The sequence below is a fragment of the Azospirillum doebereinerae genome (assembly GCF_003989665.1).
In the GTDB taxonomy this organism is placed as follows: domain Bacteria; phylum Pseudomonadota; class Alphaproteobacteria; order Azospirillales; family Azospirillaceae; genus Azospirillum; species Azospirillum doebereinerae.
In genome coordinates this window covers 125084-144473 of record NZ_RZIJ01000020.1, presented here as the reverse complement: position 1 = coordinate 144473, position 19390 = coordinate 125084, and the positions used below count along the sequence as shown (strand labels likewise).

The following is a 19390-nucleotide window of genomic DNA, read 5'->3' as shown; positions in this document are numbered from 1 at the left end:
CGTGACCGTCAGCGTCTCCGACCCGTCCGTGTCGGTCAGCGCCGGGCTGATCGTCAGCGGGATGCCCGTGTCCTCGTTCCCCGTCGCCGCCGACACCGTCAGCGTCGGCGTATCCGTCACCGGGGTGACCACCACCAGAAGAGGGGCGACCGTGGTCGCGACCGCCGCGACGCCGTCCTTGGAGGTCGCGGTGACGGTCAGCGTGAAGTCGTCGTCGCTGTTGTACGGCGGCGTGATCGTCAGGCCCGCCAGTTGGTCCGGCGTCAGCGTGATCGAGCCGTTGACCACCGTCAACGCGCCGTTGGCGTTGGCAAGGCTGGCGCCTGCGGGGATGCCGCCGATGGTGACGGTCAGAACCTCGGAGCCGTCCGTGTCGGTCAACGCCGGGGCGATCGTCAGCGGAATGACCGCGTTCTGGGCGCCGGTCGCGTCCTGGACGCTCAGCGTCGGCGCGTCCGACACCGGGTTGACGGTCACCAGGATCGGAGCGCTGGTGCTGGCGGGCGCGGCCGTGCCGTCGGTGCTGGTCGCCACGACCGTCAACGTGAAGTCCGCGTCGCTGTTCAGCGGCGGCGTGATCGCCAAGCCGGCCAACTGTCCCGGCGTCAGCGTGATCGAGCCGTTGACCACCGTCAGCGTCTCGCCCGCCGCGTTGCTCAGGCTGGCGCCGGTCGGAATGCCCGACAGGGTGAAGGACAGCGTCTCCGAGCCGTCGGCGTCGGGCTGGGCCGCGCTGATGCTCAGCGGAATGGCGCGGTCCTCGTCACCGGTCGCGGCGATGACGCTGAGGACCGGCGTGTCCGACACCGGGTTGACGGTGACGGTCAGCGGGGCGCTGGTGCTGACCGGGGTTGCGGTGCCGTCGGTGCTGGTCGCTGTGACGGTCAGTGTGAAGTCCACGTCGCTGTTGGCCGGCGGCGTGATCTTCAGGCCGGCCAACTGCGCCGGGGTCAGGGTGATCGAGCCGTTGCTGATCGTCAGCGTGTTGCCGGCCGTGTTGCTCAGGCTGGCGCCGGCCGGGATACCGCTGAGCGTGATCGTCAGCGTCTCCGACCCGTCGGTGTCGGTCAGCGCCGAATCGATCGTCAGTGGGATGCCGGTGTCCTCGTTCCCGCCCGCCGCCTGGACCGACAGCGTCGGCATGTCGGACACCGGGTTGACGGTGACGACCAGCGGGGCGCTGGTGCTGGCGGGGGTGGCGGTGCCGTCGGTGCTGGTGGCGGTGACGGTCAGCGTGAAGTCCGCGTCGCTGTTAGCCGGCGGCGTGATCGCCAAGCCGGCCAACTGGTCCGGCGTCAGCGTGATCGCGCCGTTGATCACCGTCAGCGTCCCGCTCGCGTTGCTCAACACCGCGCCGTTGGGAATCCCCGACAGCGTGATCGTCAGCGTCTCCGACCCGTCCGTGTCGGTCAGCGCCGGGCTGATCGCCAGCGGAATGGCCGTGTCCTCGTTCCCGCTCGCGGCCGAAGCCGTCAAGGTCGGCGCGTCCGACACCGGCGTCACCGAGACCAGCAGCGGCGCGCTGGTGCTGACCGGAGCGGCGGTGCCGTCGGTGCTGGTTGCCGTGACCGTCAGGGTGAAGTCCACGTCGCTGTTGGCCGGCGGCGTGATGTTCAGCCCGGCCAACTGCGCCGGCGTCAGCGTGATCGAGCCGTTGACGACCGTCAGCGCCCCGCCCGTGTTGCTGAGCACCGCGCCGTCCGGAATCCCCGACAGCGTGATCGTCAGGGTCTCCGATCCGTCCGTGTCGGTCAGCGCCGGATCGATGGTCAGCGGAATGCCCGTGTCCTCGTTCCCGCTCGCGGTCTGGACCGACAGCGTCGGCGTGTCGGACACCGGGGTGACGGTGACGACCAGCGGCGCGCTGACGCTGGACGGGGCGGCGGTGCCGTCGGTGCTGGTCGCCGTGACGGTCAGCGTGAAGCCGGCGTCGCTGTTCAGCGGCGGCGTGACGGTCAGCCCCGCCAACTGCGCCGGGGTCAGGGTGACCGACCCGTTGACGACCGTCAGCGCTCCGCCCGCGTTGCTCAGCACCGCGCCGTCCGGAATGCCGCTGATGGTGATCGTCAGCGTCTCCGACCCGTCCGTGTCGGTCAGCGCCGGATCGATGGTCAGCGGAATGGCGGAGTCTTCATTGCCCGTGACCGCCTGGACCGCCAGGGTCGGCGTGTCCGACACCGGGTTGACGGTGACCAGCAGGCTGGAGGTGGCGCCGGCCGACACGGTGGTGCCGTCGCTGCTGGTCGCCGTGACGGTGATGGTGAAGTCCTGGTCGGTGTTGGCCGGCGGCGTGACCGCCAGCCCGGTCAATTGGCTCTGGGTGAGGGTGATCGTGCCGTTGACGACCGTCAGCGTCTCGCCCGCCGTGTTGGTCAGGCTGGCGCCGGCCGGAATACCCGACAACGTGAAGGACAGGGTCCCGCCGCCGGCCGCCGGCACGGCGCCGATGGACAGAAGGATGGCGCTGTCCTCGTCGCCGGTGGCGGAGCCGACGGTCAGGGTCGGGGCGGCCGGAGTCGTGGCCGCGGCGGCCGTGGTCACCGTCGGCAGCGCGGCATCGGCCGCAACGACGGTGTCGGGAAGCGTCACGGGGGTTGCCGTGCCCGCCGACTGGGTCGATCCGGCGGCGTCGTCCGCGTCGGCGGCACCGGCCTGGGGCTGCTCGAAGGTCGTCGTGGTCCGCGCCGACCACAGCACGTCCACGGCCTCGGTGTTCGAGGCGGAGAGGTCGCGATCCTCGGATTCCCCGACGCCCGACCCGTCGGGACCCAAGGGGCCGGTTCCGCGCGTGCCATCCGAACGGAACAGGTCGCCGTTGAGCATCTGGGCGAGCGCCGCGCGGTCCGACGCCACCGCCGTGGACGAACCGGCGACGGATCCGGTCTGCGCCGCACCGCCGATCATCATGTCGACGACGCCGCGGTAATCAGTCTGCACGTGGCCGAGCGTGTCGTCGGGCCGTTCCAGCTCGACGTCGGCGACCTCGTGGATGACGCCGCCCAGACGGGAGCCGTCGACCTGCTGGAGGAGGGTCAGGTCGTCGAGGATCTGGCGATCGTCGACCTCGGTGTTGGTGCCCTGAACCGCCTCGTCAGCCATCGGATCGCTCCAAAACATAAGGCGCACAACCGCGCCGCTTGAGACTCTTATGAGCCTCTGTTCTAGCGCTTCGAGTTGCTTGTGATAAGAATCTTCGTGTGATGAAATTCAACACACGTCTGTAATGCGCGTGTATGTCGCAGCCTCGTCCGGTCGGGCCGAAATCGGGTTCTGCGCAACTGGCGGCAAAAACCGCCCATGAATCCGGCCCCGAAACGGGCACGGGAAGAGCGTCCGCTCAAAAAGGTCATGCCCCGTCAACATTCGTTGCTATTCGCTCATTTACTTATCACTAGCAATTATGGTGTTGATTGGCTGTTCCGATACCCTTCCCCACAGGTTGGCCGTCTTGCAGCCCGCATCCCCGTCACCCATCAGCAAAGCCGAAGCCGCCAAGGCCGCCAGCGAGCGCGACCGGGCCGCCGAAGGCGCCGCCCGCCGGCTCCTGTCGGGCATGCTCGGCCTGCGCCGCGACAAGGGCGTGCTGGTGCTGGCCTCCTTCGCGCTGAACATCTTCGGCCTGGCGCTGCCGGTGACGCTGCTGCACGTCTACGACCGCATCCTGCCCAACGAGTCCTACGGCACCATGACGCTGCTGGGCATCGGCTGCGCCCTGGCGGCGGTGATGGAGGCGGTGCTGCGGGTGACCCGCTCGGCGTTGACCACCTGGATGGGCGCGCGAATCGAGCACCAGTCCAGCGGCTCGCTGATCGAGCGGCTGATGCGCATGCCGCTGAACGCCTTCTCCCATCAGGGCATCGGCACGCATTTCGAGGTGTACCGCGCCATCAAGATGGTGCGGGAGTTCTACTCCGGCCAGGCGCTGCAATCGGCCATCGACATTCCCTTCGCGATTCTCTACCTGGGCCTGATCGCGCTGCTGGCCGGCTGGCTGGTGCTGATCCCGCTGGCGGTGCTGGGGCTGTTCCTGATCGTCGGCTCCCTTCTCGGCACGCGGATGCGCCGGGCGCTGGAGGACCGCCACACCCTGGAAGAGCGCCGCCTGAACTTCATCAGCGAGGTGCTGAGCGGCGTCCACACCGTCAAGGGGCTGGGCGCCGAGGCCGGGCTGCTGCGGCGCCACGAACGCCTGCAGCAGGGCTGCAGCGAGGAGGACTTCAACGTCGCGCGGCTGAGCGGCACCGCCTCGGTCGTCGCCACCACCCTGGCGCAGGCCACGATGATGCTGGTGGTGATCGTCGGCAGCGTGTCGGTGATCGACGGGGCGATGACGACCGGCGTGCTGACCGCCTGCTCGATGCTGGCCGGACGCTGCGTGCAGCCGGTGCAGGCGCTGTTCGACCGCTGGGTGCGCTACCAGTCGGTGTCCCTGGCGCTGCGCCGCATCGGCCATGTGCTGCTGGAGGTCGAGCCGGCCGCCGAAGCCGCAGCGGCCGTCGGGACGGCGGTTGGCCCGGCCCTGGCCCCCGGCTCCATCGAGATGGACAGCGTCCGCTTTTCTTATGACCGCGGCCCGGAGATCCTGCACGAGCTGTCGCTCAGCGTCGGCCCCGGCGAGCTTCTGGGCGTGGTGGCGACCAACGCGTCGGGCAAGACGACGCTGCTCCGCCTGATCCTCGGCGCCCTGCGCCCGACGGCCGGGGCGGTGCGCGTCGGCGTGCGCGGTTCCGACTCGGGCGCCGCCGGGGCTGAGATGGGCGGGATCGGCGGCGTCGTCTACGTCGGCGAGAATCCGGAGCTGTTCAAGGGCACCATCCTCCAGAACCTGACGCTGTTCGACCCCAGCCGGGCCGATCTGGCGATGGAGGTCTGCCGCCGTTTCGGTCTGGACCGCCGCATCGCCAGCCTGCCGCAGGGCTACGAGACCATCGTCGGCGACGCCTCGCAGGAGGCGCTGCCGCGCGGCGCCCGCCAGATGATCTGCCTCGCCCGCGCGCTGGTGCGCGAACCGGCGGTGCTGCTGCTGGACGAGCCGAACTCCTCGCTCGACGTGCAATCCGACACCGTGTTCCGCCGCGCGCTGGAAGAGCTGCGCGGCAGCGTCACCATCCTGCTGGTGACCAGCCGCCCGTCCCTGCTGACGCTCGCCGATCGGGTCATCCAGATCGTCGACGGCCGCGTGGTCGGCCGGCCGGAACCCGGCGCCGACCAGCCCGGCGCCCAGCCCGCCGCCCAACCGGTTCTCGTCTCCTCCTCCCCCGCCCCCACCCCCGGCGGGGCTCCGGCCGACAAGGCCGAGCCGATCAAGGCCGCGCACGACGACAGCGACGCGCTGCGCCGCCGCCTGTCGGAATCGTCGGAGGTCGGCGCCTGCATGATCCCGCTGCTCGACGCGCTGGGCTGGCGCGGCGGGCCGCTGGCGCTCGCGGAAGCCCTGCCCCACTTCTCGGAGGTGCAGACGGTCGAGGAGCTGTGCGACGTCTTCCAGCGCCTGAATTTCGAGGGGCGGAGCCTGCGCGTCGATCTCGCCACCGTCGAGGCCTCCCACCTGCCCTGCCTGTTCCGGGGGCGCGACGGCGCGGTCCACACCCTGCTGTCGGTCGGCGCGGACGGGGTCGCCGCCTTCAGCGGCCGCGCGCGCGCCGAGGTCACGTTGACCGCCGGCAAGGGCACCGCCTACGTCTTCGTTCCGGTCGACTCCAGCGCCGTCGCCCAAAACTGGGTCGCCACGGTGCTGCAGGGCTTCGTGCCGCTGCTGTGGGCGGTGCTGGGCCTGAGCGCCGTCATCAACCTGCTGTCCATCGCGGCCCCGCTGTTCACCATGGCGATCTACGACAAGGTGATCACCACCGGGTCGATCGAGACGCTGGTCACCATCGCCGTCGGCGCGGTGCTGGTGGTGGGCGGCGATTTCGCCCTGCGCCAGATCCGGGGGCGCGCGCTGGCCCATGCCGGGTCGCGCATCGCCCGCTCGATCAGCAACGCCACCATCGACCGCATCCTGATGCTGCCGGTCGGCATGAGCGAGCGGGCCAACATCGGCACCCAGATCGCCCGCGTGAAGGATCTGGAATCGATCCGCGACTTCATCAGCCAGGGGCAGGTCGCCGCCTTGTTCGACGTGCCCTTCGCCCTGTTCTACATGGCGGTGATGGCCATCCTCGGCGGGCCGCTGGCGCTGGTGCCGCTGGGCGCCGTGTTGCTGACCGCCGCCATCGGCGCCGCCATCCACCCGCTGGTGCGCGCCCGCACCGCCGCCACCGCGCGGGCCGACACCGAGCGGCAGGAATTCTTCGTCGAGATGGTCGCCAAGATGCCGGCGCTGCGCGCCGTCGGCGGGCTGGCCCATTGGCGCGACCGCTACGACCAGCTCTCGGCCAGGACCGCGCGCTCCGGCCACGCCGCCGCCAACCTGTCGGCCACCCACGTGGCGCTGGCCGGTCTGGTGGTGCCCGCCGCCGGGCTCGCCACCGTCGGCATCGGTGCCGTGCAGGTGTTCAGCGGCGCGATGACGCCGGGCGCGCTGATGGCGTCGATGATGCTGCTGTGGCGGGTGATGGTGCCGTTGCAGACCGCCGTCACCATGCTGCCGCGCATCGAGCAGCTGCGCGCCAACGCCCGACAGATCAACAACCTGATGAGCATCCGGCCCGAGCGCGAGCCGCGCTGCGCCACCCTGCCGCCGCGCAAGCTGAAGGGCGAGGTGTCCTTCTCGCGCGTGTCTCTGCGCTACCGGAACGACGCCGATCCGGCGCTGGTCGGCGTGTCCTTCACGGTCAAGCCGGGGCAGATCGTCGCCATCGTCGGGCCGGACGGCGCCGGCAAGTCGTCGATGCTGAAGGTCATGCTGGGGCTGTATCCGCCCCAGGCCGGCAACGTGCGGATCGACGGCGTCGACATCCGGCAGATGGATCCCATCGACATGCGCAAGTCGATCGGCTACGTGCCCCAGGCCAGCACGCTGTTCTACGGCACCGTCGCGCAGAACCTGCGCTTCGCCGACGAGACCGCCGACGAGGCCGAGATGCGCTGGGCGCTGTCGCTGGCCGGCGCGCTGGACGAGGTCGAGGCGCTGTCCAAGGGTCTGCACACCCGCATCGGCGACAACCAGTCGATGCGCCTGTCGCCCAGCCTGACGCAGAAGATCTGCCTGGCCCGCGCCTACATCCGCCGTCCGCGCATCCTGCTGCTCGACGAGCCGGCCAGCCGGCTGGACTTCGAGGGCGACAAGGCGCTGCACGCCGCGCTCACCGCCCTGCGCGGCCACAGCACAATCTTCCTCGTCACCCACCGGCCGAGCCACCTGACCCTGGCCGATTCGGTGATGACCATGGACGCCGGCATGATCGCCCCGGCGAAGACCGCCCCGATGTCCGGCCTGCCCGGACCGGGCGGCGCCGGCGGGATCAACCGTCCGCTCGGCCTCGCCTCGATGCTGCCCCGCTAACCGCTTCCTGTGTGTGACCGACCATGGCCGCTTCCGAACTCGCCCGCCCCACCGGCAAATCGCTCAGCGCCGACGACGCGACCCTGTCGCTGGTCCGCGCGACGATCGTCGTGCTGTTCCTGCTGATGGTGGCCCTGCTCGTCTGGGCGACGCTGATGCCCGTCAAGGAGGCGGTCGTCACGCCGGGTCAGGTGGTGCCGTCGGGCAACGCCCAGGTCGTCCAGCATCTGGAGGGCGGCATCGTCGCCTCCATCCTGGTCAAGGACAGCGATCTGGTCGAGCCCGGACAGCCGCTGGTGGTGTTCGACCCCAAGCAGGTCCAGTCCGAGCTTGAGCAGATGAACGCCCGCCTGACGACGCTGGAGCTGCGGGCCGAGCGGCTGCGCGCCTTCGCCGCCGGACGGACGCCGGATTTCGCGCGCTTCGCCGGGGCCGACCCGGCGCAGGTCGCCGACCAGCAACTGATCTTCGACACCCAGATCCAGGCGCGCGATACGGCGACCGCCGTGCTGCGCTCCCAGGTCGACCAGCGCGAATCGGAACTGGCGCTCTACGAGGGGCAGCAGGCCAGCATCAAGGACCAGATCGCGCTGATCACCGGCTCGGTCGACATCCGCAACAAGCTGGAGACGATGGGCCTGTCGTCCAAGCTGCAATCGCTGGAGACCCAGCGCGAGCAGGCCCGGCTGATGGGCGAGCAGCGGCGCATCGAAAGCCAGTTCGTCACCACCCGGCAGGCCATCGCCGAAGCCGGCAACCGCATCCTCGACCAGACCGCCAAGCTGTCGCAGGACGCGGTGACCGAGATGGGCACCGTCACCGCCGAGATCGCGCAGCTCCGCGAGGCGCGCAGCAAGCTCGACGACCGGTCCAAGCGGCTGACCGTGCTGTCGCCGGTGCGGGGTCTGGTGCAGGATCTGCGGATCAACACCATCGGCGCCGTGGTGCCGGAAGGCGGCGTGCTGATGCAGATCGTCCCGGTCGACCACGAGATGACGGTGGAGGCGCACGTCACCCCGCGCGACGTCGGCCAGCTCCACGTCGGGCTCGGCGCCAACGTGAAGGTGCTGACCTACGACTTCGCCCGTTACGGCTCGATCCCCGGCACGCTGCGCCGGATCTCCGCCACGACCTTCCTCGACGAGCAGCACCGCCCCTATTACAAGGCCGTCATCGGACTGAGCCGCAACCATGTCGGCCGCGAGAACGAGGCGGCCCAGCCGATCCTGCCCGGCATGACGGTGCAGGTCGACATGACCACCGGCGAGCGCTCGCTGCTGGAATACCTGCTGAAGCCGATCTACTTCGCCCTGTCCGACAGCTTCCACGAACGCTGACCGGAAAGGCGAACCCGGACATTCGGCCACACGCGAAAACGGCGGAGGCGGAAGCGCGGCCGTTGACGGAGCCTTTGCGAAAAGGGAGTATGCCGCCTCCCGATTGCATTGGACAAGGATCAGGCGCGTGCGCAAACTCGTGGCCGGTGCCGCCCTTCTGCTTCTGGCCGCCTGCCAGACCACCAAGCCGATCGCGACGACCCAGGAGCACAGCGTGCCCCCCGGCGCGCGGACGCTGCCGCTGAGCGCCATCGAATCGGCGATCATCGAGGCCGGCGCGCGGCGCGGCTGGCGTTTCAAGCATCTGGCGGACGGGCAGGTGCGCGCCACCTACACCAAATGGCCGTGGGTGGCCGAGGCCGACGTCCTGTTCTCGACCCAGAGCTACCGCATCCAATACGTCAGCGCCAAGAACATGGAGCGCCAGAACGACGGGGTGGAGCGCGCCTACAACCGGTGGGTCGGCAACTTCGAACAGGACATCGCGACCAAGCTGGACGAGATCGCGGCGCGGCGCTGACGCCTCGGCCTGACTTGGGCTGCGGGAGCGTCAGGCAAGCTCCGCGGCCGGAATGATCTCGGCGGTCAACAAGGCGTTCAGGGCGCCGACATGCCCGTCCGAGCGGGCCGGACGGCCGGGATCGGAGGTGACGACCACGGTCACGCCCAGTGACGGTACGAGGTACAGCATCTGCCCGCCATAGCCGCGCGCGTAGGCGATCCGGTGCCCGTTCGCCTCGGCAAGGAACCAGCCGTAGCCGTAGGCGTCGCCCGAGAACGGAGAGCGCGTCCGCGCCACCCAGGAGGCTTCCGCCCAGGCGGCGCTCACGACGCGCCGTCCGTTCCAGACTCCGCCACGGCTCCACATCTCGCCGAAGCGGAACAGGTCGAGCGGCGACAGCGCCATGTTGTTGCCGCCGAGGAAGAACCCCTGCGGGTCGCGCGTCCAGGACGGCACGTCGATTCCCAGCGGCTGGCCGAGCCACTCGCGCGCCAGCGACAGCAGGCTGCGGCCCGAGACGCGCGCCAGCACCGCGCCCAACACGTGATAGCTGCCGGTCGAGTAGATCATCCGCTCGCCCGGCTCGGCGACGAAGGGCCGGCCCAACGCGTCGGCAACCCAATTCCGGCTGCCGATCCAGCGGCCATACCCTGGCCCCGAGGTCGGCTCCAGCCCGGCCTGCATGGTGAGAAGCTGCGCGACCGTGATCGCGCGCACCCGTGGATCGGCGCCGGGCGGAAGGAGATCGGGCGCAACGTCGGCCAGGCTTGCGTCCACGCCGGGCAGGACGCCACGGTCAAGCGCGATCCCGGCCAGCGAGGCGACGATGGTCTTGGACACCGATTTGACGTTCACCGCGCGGCCGAGCGCCGGCCCCCGGAACACCTTGGCGACCGCCACCTTCCCGTGCCGACCGATGACCATGCCGTGGATCTGGTCGAGACCCGCCGCCCGGTCGATCGCCCGGCCAAGCCGCGCCGGGTCGAACGCCCCGGCGGCTCCGGGGCTCTCCGCTTCGGCGGCGGACAGGCCACGCGGCAGGACGGAGCCGAGAGAGGCGGCGGCAGCGGCGGCGAGCACCGCCCGCCGGCCGATGCTGGATCGATGGGTCGCGCTCATGCCTGGGCATATGGGGAGGTTTCGCCACCATCCAAGCGTGGCCGCCGCATGGTGTCGGGAGCGTCGCCCCTTCCAGGCCTCCGGACGCCACCGCGTCACCGCAGGCTGTTGCGCGACGCCTGTTCGATGGCCTTGATGTGGGAGAGGCCGGGCAGGATTTCCGAGCGGATGAACTCAAGCCGGCGGATCGGCCCGCCGCCGCGCGCGAAGCGCGACTTCCACAGGTTCATCTTCACCGCCAGCCCGCACAGCACGCCGCCGATGGTCAGGTGGTGGGTGACGATCAGGTCGCGGATGGTGCGGAAGCTGTCGGCGTTGATGTTGCGCCAGAAATCACGCGAGCGGTTGTCGAAGCTCTCGAAGCGCCCGGTGATCGAGGTGGCGATGTCGGTCAGATCCCGCCCGATCTCGTCGAGCAGCCGGCCCTGCCGGACGTCGCGCCGCACCTCGTTGGCCCCGTGCAACTCGGTCATCCAGGCGAGGAAGCCCTGCACGTCCGGCACGATGTCGTCGAGGCAGTGCTTGAAATAGGCCAGCGACAGGAAGATGTCGGCGTATTCCTCCAGAAAGTTCGGGATCTCGCTCAGCGGGATGTCGAGCCGGTCGGCGGTCATCTGCAAACGCCGCCGCGCCTCCTCCACATCCGGTTCGGCGAACAGGCGGATCAGGCTTTCCATGCTGGTCACGCGCACGCCGTCGCCGCCGTAGACATGCTCGACCAGCGGGCGGGTGAAGACCTGCATGTAGCCGGTCAGCTCGGCCCGCTTGGCGTCGGACAGGCGGAGCGCGCCGGCCTCCTCCACGTCGATCCTCAGGCGGCGCAGCTCCAGCCGCAGGCTGTACACGTCGAAGCTGGCGGCCTCGGCGATCTGGGCGATCAGCCGCAGGTCGCGGCGCATCGCCGGCCCGTCGATGCCGAAGCAGGCGGGAAGCTGGTCGAGCGCGATCTGCCCGCTGCCGGTCTGCGCGTCGTTGAAGACCTCGGCGACGGTTTCCAGCCGGACGTTCTTGATCAGCCGCGCGTGGCGCAGGCCGGGCGTCTCCAGGGGAATGATCGACAGCGGCAGGATGTGGAGCGAATCGCGCCCCTCGGCGGCCCTGGCGCGCATCCGCCCGACCGCCCCGGCGCCGGTGGTGGCGGGCGGGCGGATGCGGTCGGGTCCCTTTCTGTTGTCCGCCTGCAAAGCCAAGACCTCCTCACGCCGCCTCTTCCTGTCGGCGAGGGCCGATCCCGAGCGTCAGAAGCGCGGGAAGCTCATCAGCGACATCGTGATGGACGGGTCGATGGAAATGATCGATGCGCGCCCGCCGCGCGAGATCGGCCCGATGGACGGCATGGTGGCGCTGGTGGCCGACGAATCGTTGCGCAGGTCGTACATCGCGGCGAAGCGGTCGAGGAGCTTCTGCAACTTCGCCGGATCCTTGAAATCCTTGATGTCGAACTTCGCGCTCAGTTTTTCGGCGAGCCGGTCGACGTCCTGAAGGGCGGCCGCGTCCGGGATGTCCAGCGCCGTGAAGACGACCTTCTGCAACGGCGCGTCGCCCAGCACCTGGAACCAGTTGGAAAGTCCAGGCGCCCGGCGCTGGAAATAGAGCGCCAGCCGGACCGCCGGGTTGGTCTCGTCGGCCGCGACCTCCATCTTGACGTCGACGAAGCGGTCGACGATGGCCTTGACGATCTTGGGTTCCTTGAGGCTGGCCCCGCCATTCTCCTTGAAGCCGAGGATCGTCGCCATTTCCTTGAACTTGGGGTCGGTCATGCGGTTGGCGGTGGATTTGGGATCGGCGACGCCCTCGTTCAGCACCTTGCGGATGAGGCCGCGCGCGAAGGTCTGGCTGCCGAGATCGAAGGCTTCCATGACGAAGCGGTAGAGCTTGTCGTCCTTCATCAGCGCCTCGGTCGTGCCAACCTTGCCAATGTTCGCCTCGAAATAGGCGATGTCCCGCTGGATGTCGCCGCGCTTGCGCAGCGCCCCCTCGAAGCGGTCCTGGTTGCGCACGATCTGCCGGTACTCCTGGATGGTGCTCATGCCTTCACCCCCCCCTTCGGCGGGCGTCCCGCTTCGCCATCGGGCTCGGCACCCGGTTCGCCGTCCTCGGCCGGCGCATCGGCCGGATCGGTGTAGGTCTGCGGGATGCGCATGATGACCTCGCCGGTCGTGGTGTTCAGGACCTCGGTGTGGAGCCGCTGGGTGTCGGGATCGAGCTTGACCCGGTAGGGCTGGATGTCCCGGCGCGGCGGGATGGCCGAGCGCTGGCTGTTCACCGCGCCTTCGACGATCTCCGTCGGCTTGTCGTTTTCAGCCTGGGCCGCCTTCAGACGGTCCGCTTGGCGCTGGCGCGCCTCGGCGATCACGTCGGCGCTCGTGATCCCACGCTCAGCACCGGTGCCGCCGACCCCCTCCAGTGGCTTTGCCATGCTCACCCCGCCGCGTGCTGTTCGTTATGCCCGGACGGGCGGCCCTTCGGCCGTCCCAGCACGACGTCCTCGTAGTCGAGAACCGGGCGCAGGCTGCTCAGGGCCTTGTAGTAGTCCCGCTCGGCGACATAGCCCATCGACTGCATGATGTGGTTCTGGATGTCCGGCCGGGCGAACGCCGCGTAGAGATCCGCCATCATGCTGGCGATGATCGGCGCGTGGCGGTCCGCGGCGCCGGGATCGAGCAGCATGCTCTGGATCACGAAATAGGAGCGGCGCACGGGCGTGGTCGCCTCCTCGTCCTGCATGATGTCGCTGCCGCGGATGATCTGGGCGAAATTGCTGATGGTCAGCGTGTAGCGGCGGTTCTCGTTCTGCACGACGCAGCCATTGATGACCACCCGCTCAAAGGGCTTGAGACGGAGCTTAAGCGACATCGGCCACCTCCGTGGCGGGCTGCGGCGTTCCCTGCAGCCCCTGCATGACGGCCCGGTTGATCTCGACCAGAAGGCCGACCCCGGCCATGCCCTGCAACACCGCGCGGGTTTGCCGGTCGACCGTGTAGGACAGCGACACCAGACCGGCGCGAAGCTTCTCGGGCAGGCCGTTCTCGTCGTCCAGCAGGTCGGCGCGCAGCCAGCCCCACAGCTCCATGTTCCGGTACAGGGCGTCCTTTAACCCCTCCGAACGCCAATCGGCCTCCCGAAACCGTTCCAGGGCCAAGGTGATGCGCAGGAACAGGCGGTACTCGATCCGACGCGGATCGTCGCAGTCGAGAATGGTCTGCTGATAGGCGGCGATGCTCATGGTCGCACCTTTGGAGGGTTACATCGTCGATGGCGCGCGTCGCGTCGGGCACATGGTGGGGCCCGAAAAAAGCAGAGGGGCCGGCGCCCGAGGGAAGGGACGCCGGCCCGCCCAAGGTTTAGCGGAACAGCGACAGGATGTTCTGCGGACCCTGGTTGGCGATCGACAGCGCCTGGGTCGCGAGCTGCTGCTGGACCTGGAGGGCCTGCAGGCGGCTCGATTCCTCGTTCATGTCGGCGTCGATCAGCAGGCCGATGCCCTTGTTGACCGCGTCGGTCAGCTTGGACAGGAAGTCGGTCTGGATGCCGATGCGGTTTTCGATCGAGCCGACCGCGGCGGCCTTCACGATCACCTTGGTCAGCATGCTGTCGATCGCTTCCAGCGAACGGGTCGCGTTGTTCTGGACGTCGAGCTGCTTCAGTTCGGCGAGGCCGCCGAAGGCGTCGCTTTCCTTCGTCTGCACCCACAACCCCTCGATCTTCGAGTTGTAGTTGGTGTCGACGACCTTGTTGCCGGCGGCGGTCATGTCGGCCGAGGCCGTGGCGGACTTGTAGCCGGCGCCGACGGTGAACTGCAGCTGGCGCTTGCCGTCGATGGTGGCGAAGGCCGACTTGACCGTGCGGTCCTTCAACATCGCGTCGGCGGTCGCGAAGTCGGTCGGCGCGGCGGCGCCCAGCAGCCCCGGAGCGGAGGTCGCCGCGGTCACCGCCGCGGTCGACGCCGCGCTGCCGAGGCCGAGCGTGAGGGCGGCGGCCGCGCCGCTGAGGTCGAGGGCGGCGGTGAACAGATCGGTGGTGCCGTCCGTCAGCTTGGCGTTGTAGGCGGTGTCGCCACGGTCGTAGGCGGCGCCGATGGCCAGCTTGGTCGCCTCGCCGTAGGCCTTGGCACCCTCGAAGTCCGTCGCCTTGCCGGTCTGCGCGAGGTGCTTGGTGTAGGCGACGTCGTAGGCGGAATCCACCAGCGCCTGGCGCTGGCTCGCCGCCGCCAGCGTCTTGCTCTGGTCGATGACCGACGGCAGCATCGAAGCGTAGGTCTGCTTGACGATCGCGTCGTTGATCGCCTTGGTGATCAGGGCCTCGGTGGTCGCCTGGTCGGTGGTGTACTTGATGGTGCTGAGGTCGACCGTGACGTCGGTGGTGATCGGCTTCAGCGTCAGGGCGACGATGTCGCCGTTGACCGAGGTGCCGGCGCCGACGACCTTCTTCTGCTGGTAGTTCACGGTCAGCGCTTCGCTGGTGAACTTGAAGGTCAGCTTGTCGAGGCCGAGATTCTGGCCGTCGATGTAGACACCGCTGGAGGTGCCGATGTCGAACACCTGCGAGGCCTTGGCGGCCACGGTGGAGTCGATCTTCTGCTCGATGGTCGCCTGGCCGAGGATCGAGTCGGAGCGCATGTCCTGGCGGGTGAAGCTGATGTAGCTCGGCGTCACGCCGCTCTCGGAGCGGCTCAGCGTCGCCAGAACGTCGACGTTGAGGTCCTTGGCCGAGCCGTCCGGCGAATAGTTGACGTTCAGCCAGTTGTCGCCGTTGAACGACGCCGAGGCGACGACGCCCTCGATCTGCTGGATGTACTGGTCGACTTCGGCCTGGAGGAACTTCGGATCGGTGCCGTTCGACTGGGCGGCGACGATGCGCTGCTTCATGGCGGTCAGCATGTTCTTCACGCTGTCGGCGCCGTTCGAGGCGTTGACGGCGGTCGAGGTGCCGAGGCCCAGAGCGTCGGAGACGGCCTTGAAGCCGGCGACGTCGGATTTCATGGTCGAGGAGATCGACCAGTAGGCGGCGTTGTCCTTGGCGACGTTCACCTTCAGGCCGGTCGAGATGCGGTCCTGGGTGCCTTCCAGATCGGTCGTCACCTTGCGCAGCGTCTGCAGCGCGGTCATCGCCGAGGCGTTGGTCATAATCGAGGCCATGGGTATCTCCATTCGCGAGATGCATGGCGCCTTTCTGACGCCGGGGCCGGTGCGCGCGGGCCTTCCCGATCAGGTTGCGGGAGCGCGGTTGGCAGAAGCTAGGATGACCAACCCGGTTTAATCCGAGGTAAAAAATACAGCCGTTTCGTTACTGGCGGCGTTTCTTTAAAAAAGCGGCGATTACCGAAAAATTTTCTGAAAAGCGCCCTTCCTTGCAAAGAACAGGACTTGGCGTCAGCGCGTGGCGACCCGCGCGGCGCCGCGCGGCACCACCGGAACCGGCGGGATGATCGGCAGGCGGCCAGCGTTCAGCGCCGCCGATTGCGACAGGCGTTCCAGCAGCAGCGCGGCCATGTCGGGAGCGACATGGTCGGGCGGCGCCTCGAACTTGTAGCCGCGGCCATAAACCGTCTCGATGTAGCGGCCGCCGCCGGTCGCCGCGTCGATCTTCTTGCGCAGCTTGCAGATGTAGACGTCGATCACCTTGTCGAGCGGGTCCGAGCCGGACAGGCCGTAGACCTCCTCGTAGATGTGCTCCTTGGAGACCACGCGGCGGTGGTTCAGGGCCAGCACCGACAGGATCGCGTGCTCGCGCTGGCTCAGCCGCAGGCGCTCGCCGTCCACCTCGGGGTCGCGGCCGTCGAGGAAGACGGTCAGGCGGCCGACCGACACGGCGTTGCTGGTCAGGCCGTAGGACCGCCGGCGGATCGCCTCCAGCCGCGCCCGGATCTCCGTGCTGATGATCGGCTTGACCAGGACGTCGTCGGCCCCGGCGCGCAGGATGCCGGCGGTGGTGTTCGCGCAGCGGCGCTCGATCAGGCAGACGATGGCCGCCGTCACCCCCTGGGCGCGCAGAAGCGCCACGCAGGCGGCGGTGTCGCCGACATCCCCGATGATGATCGCGTCGTGATTGATCTCGATCCGGCCATGGCCGTTCAGCAGGTCCCGGAGCCCTTCCAGGTCGATGCGGTCATGGTTAATTTTACTGAGATCGAGCTGTTTCCCGATGGCTTCGGCGATCAGGTCACCCGGTTCAATCAGCAGCGTCTGCATTTGGATTCTCCATTGTGCGCAAGCAAGGGCGAAGCATTGCTTTTTATTTAATTTTAACCGTGTCTCACCCTTATCACAGGCACAAGAGAACCTATCGAAAGGCTATCTGTCAACAGATTGGGGTAGTTGGAATGACATATGCCGTTGGGCGTTTTACGTGGTTTTAATGTTCCATAAACCCTTCAATGCTGAGTAAATTTTTATGCATTGCTCTTTATACTTCGCATGGCTATGAGTTTTTAAAGTATCGAAGGTCAGCACCGTCGTTGTAACGAACGATTAATGGTTAATTTCGTTTGATTTTGCGTGGACTTTCTCCACAAACGTGAACGCGGGTTTAACCGTGATGGTCTTTTCTTGCGGTGCAACACCCTTGGGAGGGTCTTCATGCGCGCAACAACCGTTGCGGTCCTTCCGGTCCGCCTGACCGCTGCTTTGGGCGTCCTGCTGGCCGGGTGCGTCCAAGTGCCACAATCGCCCGACAGCGACTATCGCCAAGCCTTTGAAAAAGCTCTCGTCGTCGGACAGTGCGAGGGGGAGGCGGTGGAAGGGATGTGGGCCGCCTACGGTCGCTGGTACGCGGTCGCCTCCGCCATTCCCGGCCACCGCAAGACCGACGAGGCCGAGGCGCTGCTGCGCCAGGGCGACCTGTTCCAGGTCATCGGCTGTCCGGGGGTGGCGCGGGCCTCCTACACCGCCCTGCTGCGGCGCTTTCCGGAGATCGACTTCACGCCGTTGCGCGACAGCGCCCGGATGGCGCTGGGCAGCCTGCCGCCTCCGCCGTCCGTGCCGGCCCCGGCGGTCCCCGCGTACCCGGCCGCCAGCCGCATTTGACGCTCAGCCGGCCAGCCGCCCGATCACGGCGCGGATGGCGCGCAGGCTGTCGTCGAGCTGGGCACGGACGCACGGCACCAGCCGCGGCGCGTCGTCGTCCCCGTTGCGCAGGGCCGCTTCCAGCGCCTCGGCGGCCAGCGAGAGTTGGACGGCGCCGACGCAGCGGCTGGACGATTTCAGGGAATGGGCGTCGATCATCGCCTCCCGCGTCGCGCCGACGCGCTCGATCCCGCTCATGAGTTCCAGCGCCGAATCCTGGAAACTCTCCAGCGCCGCCCGGATGCAAGCGGGGTCGTCGCCGACCAGATCGGTCAGCAGGGTCAGGTCCAGCGAAGCCGGCTGCCGCTCCTGGACCGCCTCCGGGATCACGGGCGACACCGCTTCCTCCCCACTCCCCCGCCGGCGCAGCCGGAGCGCCGCCGGCAGATGCCGGGCGATGGCCGCGTCCAGCGCCTCAATGCGGATCGGCTTGGTCAGATGCTCGGCCATGCCGGCGGCGCGGCACGCCTCGGCGGTGCCGCGCACCACGTCGGCGGAGAGCGCGACGATGGGCACGGCCCCAGCCTCCCCTTCCGCCGCCTCGCGGTCGCGGATCGCGCGGGCCAGCCCGTAGCCGTCGAGCACCGGCATGTGCAGGTCGGTCAGCACCAGCCCGTGCCGGTCCCGCCGCAGCATCGCCAGCGCCTCGGCCCCGTCGGCGGCAAGGTCGTGGACGATGCCGAGCCGCCGCAGCACCCGCTCCAAGACGAAGCGGTTGGTCGGGTTGTCCTCGGCGCACAGCACCACGGCGCGTTCCGCCTCGGCCTCCGCCCGGCCGGGCGCCAGCCAGTCGCCGACGACGCTCTCCCGCAACGCCACGGCAGGCTTTGGGGGCGCCGCGCGTGCCGGCGCGTCGATCTCGAACCAGAACAGCGACCCTTCGCCGGGCGCGCTGTTCACGCCGATGCGCCCGCCCATCAGTTCCACCAGCCCCCGGCAGATCGAAAGCCCCAGACCGCTGCCGCCGAAGCGGCGGGCGACGCTGGCGTCGGCCTGGACGAAGGGGCGGAACAGTCCCAGCCGCTGCTCGCCGGTCAGGCCGATGCCGCTGTCCTCGACCTCGACGCGCAGGCGGTCCGGCAGCGGCGCCGACACGCGCACGGCGACGCCGCCGCGCTCGGTGAACTTGATGGCGTTTCCCACCAGATTGATGAGGATCTGCCGCACCCGGTTGCCGTCGCCGCCGACCCAGGCGGGCACGCGGTCCGCGATCTCCAGGGTCAGCGCCAGCCCCTTCTGCGCCGCCCTGGGACGCAGGATCGCCGCCATGCCGTCCAGCACGGCGGCGGGGTCGTAGGGCCGATCCTCCGTCTCCATGGCGCCGGCCTCGATCTTGGAGAAGTCGAGCACGTCGTCGAGGATCGCCAGCAGCGAGTCCGCCGACTGGCGCACGGTGCGCAGCATCGCGCGCTGGTCGCCGTCCAGCGCGGTGTCGGCCAGCAGATCGGCGATGGTGGCGACGCCGTTCATCGGCGTGCGCAGCTCGTGGCTCATCGTCGCCAGGAAGGCCGAGCGGTAGCGGGCCGAGCGTTCGGCCTCGGCGCGGGCGCGCTGCATCTCGGTCACGTCGTAGACCCAGACGATGGTCGCGTCGCTCATCCCGTGGGCGATGGAGCCGAAGGACAAATGCAGGGTGCGCGTCTCGCCGTCGGGGCGCAGGGCGTCGACGGCCATGTCGCTCATGTCCAACCCGTGCATCAGGATCGGGCCGTTGAGAATGGCGGTGACCGCCGCGCCCAGTTCGGCGCCGACAACGCCCAGAATCTCGGCGACGCGCTGGTTGTGGTAGAGGACTGTGTGGGCCTCGTCGAGGATCAGCACCCCGATGGGGGCCGTGCCCAGCAGTTCGCCGAGATCGACGCCCGCCGACGGCACCGCGAAGGGGTCGACCGCAAACGGATCGATCTCGAAGGGATCCACT

General features: G+C 68.8%; 14 protein-coding genes. 4 read left to right on the top strand and 10 right to left on the bottom strand.

What is annotated here, in order from left to right:
* Positions 1–3099 (bottom strand): beta strand repeat-containing protein (locus EJ913_RS22575; protein WP_425321123.1); only part of this gene is annotated, 3099 nt, incomplete at its 3' end.
* 349 nt (positions 3100–3448) lie between these two features.
* On the opposite strand from EJ913_RS22575, the gene EJ913_RS22570 reads away from it, so the two are divergent.
* The 3 genes from EJ913_RS22570 to EJ913_RS22560 all read left to right on the top strand — a co-directional run bounded on the left by EJ913_RS22570 (position 3449) and on the right by EJ913_RS22560 (position 9304).
* The gene (locus EJ913_RS22570; protein WP_244939459.1) at positions 3449–7447 is read left to right on the top strand and encodes a peptidase domain-containing ABC transporter; all 3999 of its coding nucleotides are present in this window, start codon (positions 3449–3451) and stop codon (positions 7445–7447) included.
* Between the two features lie 23 nt (positions 7448–7470).
* Positions 7471–8784, top strand: a complete 1314-nt coding sequence (locus EJ913_RS22565; RefSeq protein WP_127002103.1) for an HlyD family type I secretion periplasmic adaptor subunit — start codon at positions 7471–7473, stop codon at positions 8782–8784.
* A gap of 127 nt (positions 8785–8911) precedes the next feature.
* The gene (locus EJ913_RS22560; RefSeq protein ID WP_127002101.1) at positions 8912–9304 is read left to right on the top strand and encodes a hypothetical protein; all 393 of its coding nucleotides are present in this window, start codon (positions 8912–8914) and stop codon (positions 9302–9304) included.
* A gap of 30 nt (positions 9305–9334) precedes the next feature.
* On the opposite strand, the gene EJ913_RS22555 is transcribed toward EJ913_RS22560, so the two are convergent.
* From EJ913_RS22555 to EJ913_RS22520, 8 genes are all read right to left on the bottom strand, one after another.
* Complete coding sequence (locus EJ913_RS22555) at positions 9335–10405, bottom strand: serine hydrolase domain-containing protein (RefSeq protein WP_127002099.1); 1071 nt, start codon at positions 10403–10405, stop codon at positions 9335–9337.
* 95 nt (positions 10406–10500) lie between these two features.
* Positions 10501–11595: a hypothetical protein gene (locus EJ913_RS22550; protein ID WP_127002097.1), complete on the bottom strand. Its 1095-nt coding sequence runs from the start codon at positions 11593–11595 to the stop codon at positions 10501–10503.
* A 48-nt stretch (positions 11596–11643) separates the two neighbouring features.
* On the bottom strand, positions 11644–12435 hold the full coding sequence (locus tag EJ913_RS22545; RefSeq protein WP_127002095.1) for a DUF1217 domain-containing protein: 792 nt from the start codon (positions 12433–12435) through the stop codon (positions 11644–11646).
* Positions 12432–12824, bottom strand: a complete 393-nt coding sequence (locus tag EJ913_RS22540; RefSeq protein WP_185909896.1) for a hypothetical protein — start codon at positions 12822–12824, stop codon at positions 12432–12434. The genes EJ913_RS22545 and EJ913_RS22540 overlap by 4 nt, the downstream gene beginning before the upstream one ends.
* Positions 12825–12826: 2 nt before the next feature.
* Positions 12827–13261, bottom strand: a complete 435-nt coding sequence (locus tag EJ913_RS22535; protein ID WP_127002093.1) for a flagellar biosynthesis repressor FlbT — start codon at positions 13259–13261, stop codon at positions 12827–12829.
* Complete coding sequence (gene flaF / locus EJ913_RS22530) at positions 13251–13631, bottom strand: flagellar biosynthesis regulator FlaF (RefSeq protein WP_127002091.1); 381 nt, start codon at positions 13629–13631, stop codon at positions 13251–13253. Before flaF ends, EJ913_RS22535 begins: the two co-directional genes overlap by 11 nt.
* 118 nt (positions 13632–13749) lie before the next feature.
* Positions 13750–15543 (bottom strand): flagellin N-terminal helical domain-containing protein, encoded by a 1794-nt coding sequence (locus EJ913_RS22525; protein ID WP_185909895.1) that lies wholly within the window; start codon positions 15541–15543, stop codon positions 13750–13752.
* Positions 15544–15777: 234 nt separating this feature from the next.
* Positions 15778–16596, bottom strand: a complete 819-nt coding sequence (locus EJ913_RS22520; RefSeq protein WP_127002087.1) for a winged helix-turn-helix domain-containing protein — start codon at positions 16594–16596, stop codon at positions 15778–15780.
* A gap of 387 nt (positions 16597–16983) precedes the next feature.
* On the opposite strand from EJ913_RS22520, the gene EJ913_RS22515 reads away from it, so the two are divergent.
* Positions 16984–17430 (top strand): hypothetical protein, encoded by a 447-nt coding sequence (locus EJ913_RS22515; protein ID WP_127002085.1) that lies wholly within the window; start codon positions 16984–16986, stop codon positions 17428–17430.
* Between the two features lie 3 nt (positions 17431–17433).
* Here EJ913_RS22515 and EJ913_RS22510 read toward each other — a convergent pair whose 3' ends face one another.
* Positions 17434–19389, bottom strand: coding sequence for an ATP-binding protein (locus EJ913_RS22510; RefSeq protein ID WP_127002084.1), 1956 nt, complete (start codon positions 19387–19389; stop codon positions 17434–17436).
* Position 19390: the final 1 nt, after the last annotated feature.

Coding starts and splice junctions, on each gene's coding strand:
- EJ913_RS22515 (WP_127002085.1), top strand. CDS start 16,984: ATGCGCGCAACAACCGTTGCGGTCCTTCCGGTCCGCCTGACCGCTGCT.
- EJ913_RS22555 (WP_127002099.1), bottom strand. CDS start 10,405: ATGAGCGCGACCCATCGATCCAGCATCGGCCGGCGGGCGGTGCTCGCC.
- EJ913_RS22565 (WP_127002103.1), top strand. CDS start 7,471: ATGGCCGCTTCCGAACTCGCCCGCCCCACCGGCAAATCGCTCAGCGCC.
- EJ913_RS22525 (WP_185909895.1), bottom strand. CDS start 15,543: ATGGCCTCGATTATGACCAACGCCTCGGCGATGACCGCGCTGCAGACG.
- EJ913_RS22540 (WP_185909896.1), bottom strand. CDS start 12,824: ATGGCAAAGCCACTGGAGGGGGTCGGCGGCACCGGTGCTGAGCGTGGG.
- flaF (WP_127002091.1), bottom strand. CDS start 13,631: ATGAGCATCGCCGCCTATCAGCAGACCATTCTCGACTGCGACGATCCG.
- EJ913_RS22520 (WP_127002087.1), bottom strand. CDS start 16,596: ATGCAGACGCTGCTGATTGAACCGGGTGACCTGATCGCCGAAGCCATC.
- EJ913_RS22535 (WP_127002093.1), bottom strand. CDS start 13,261: ATGTCGCTTAAGCTCCGTCTCAAGCCCTTTGAGCGGGTGGTCATCAAT.
- EJ913_RS22545 (WP_127002095.1), bottom strand. CDS start 12,435: ATGAGCACCATCCAGGAGTACCGGCAGATCGTGCGCAACCAGGACCGC.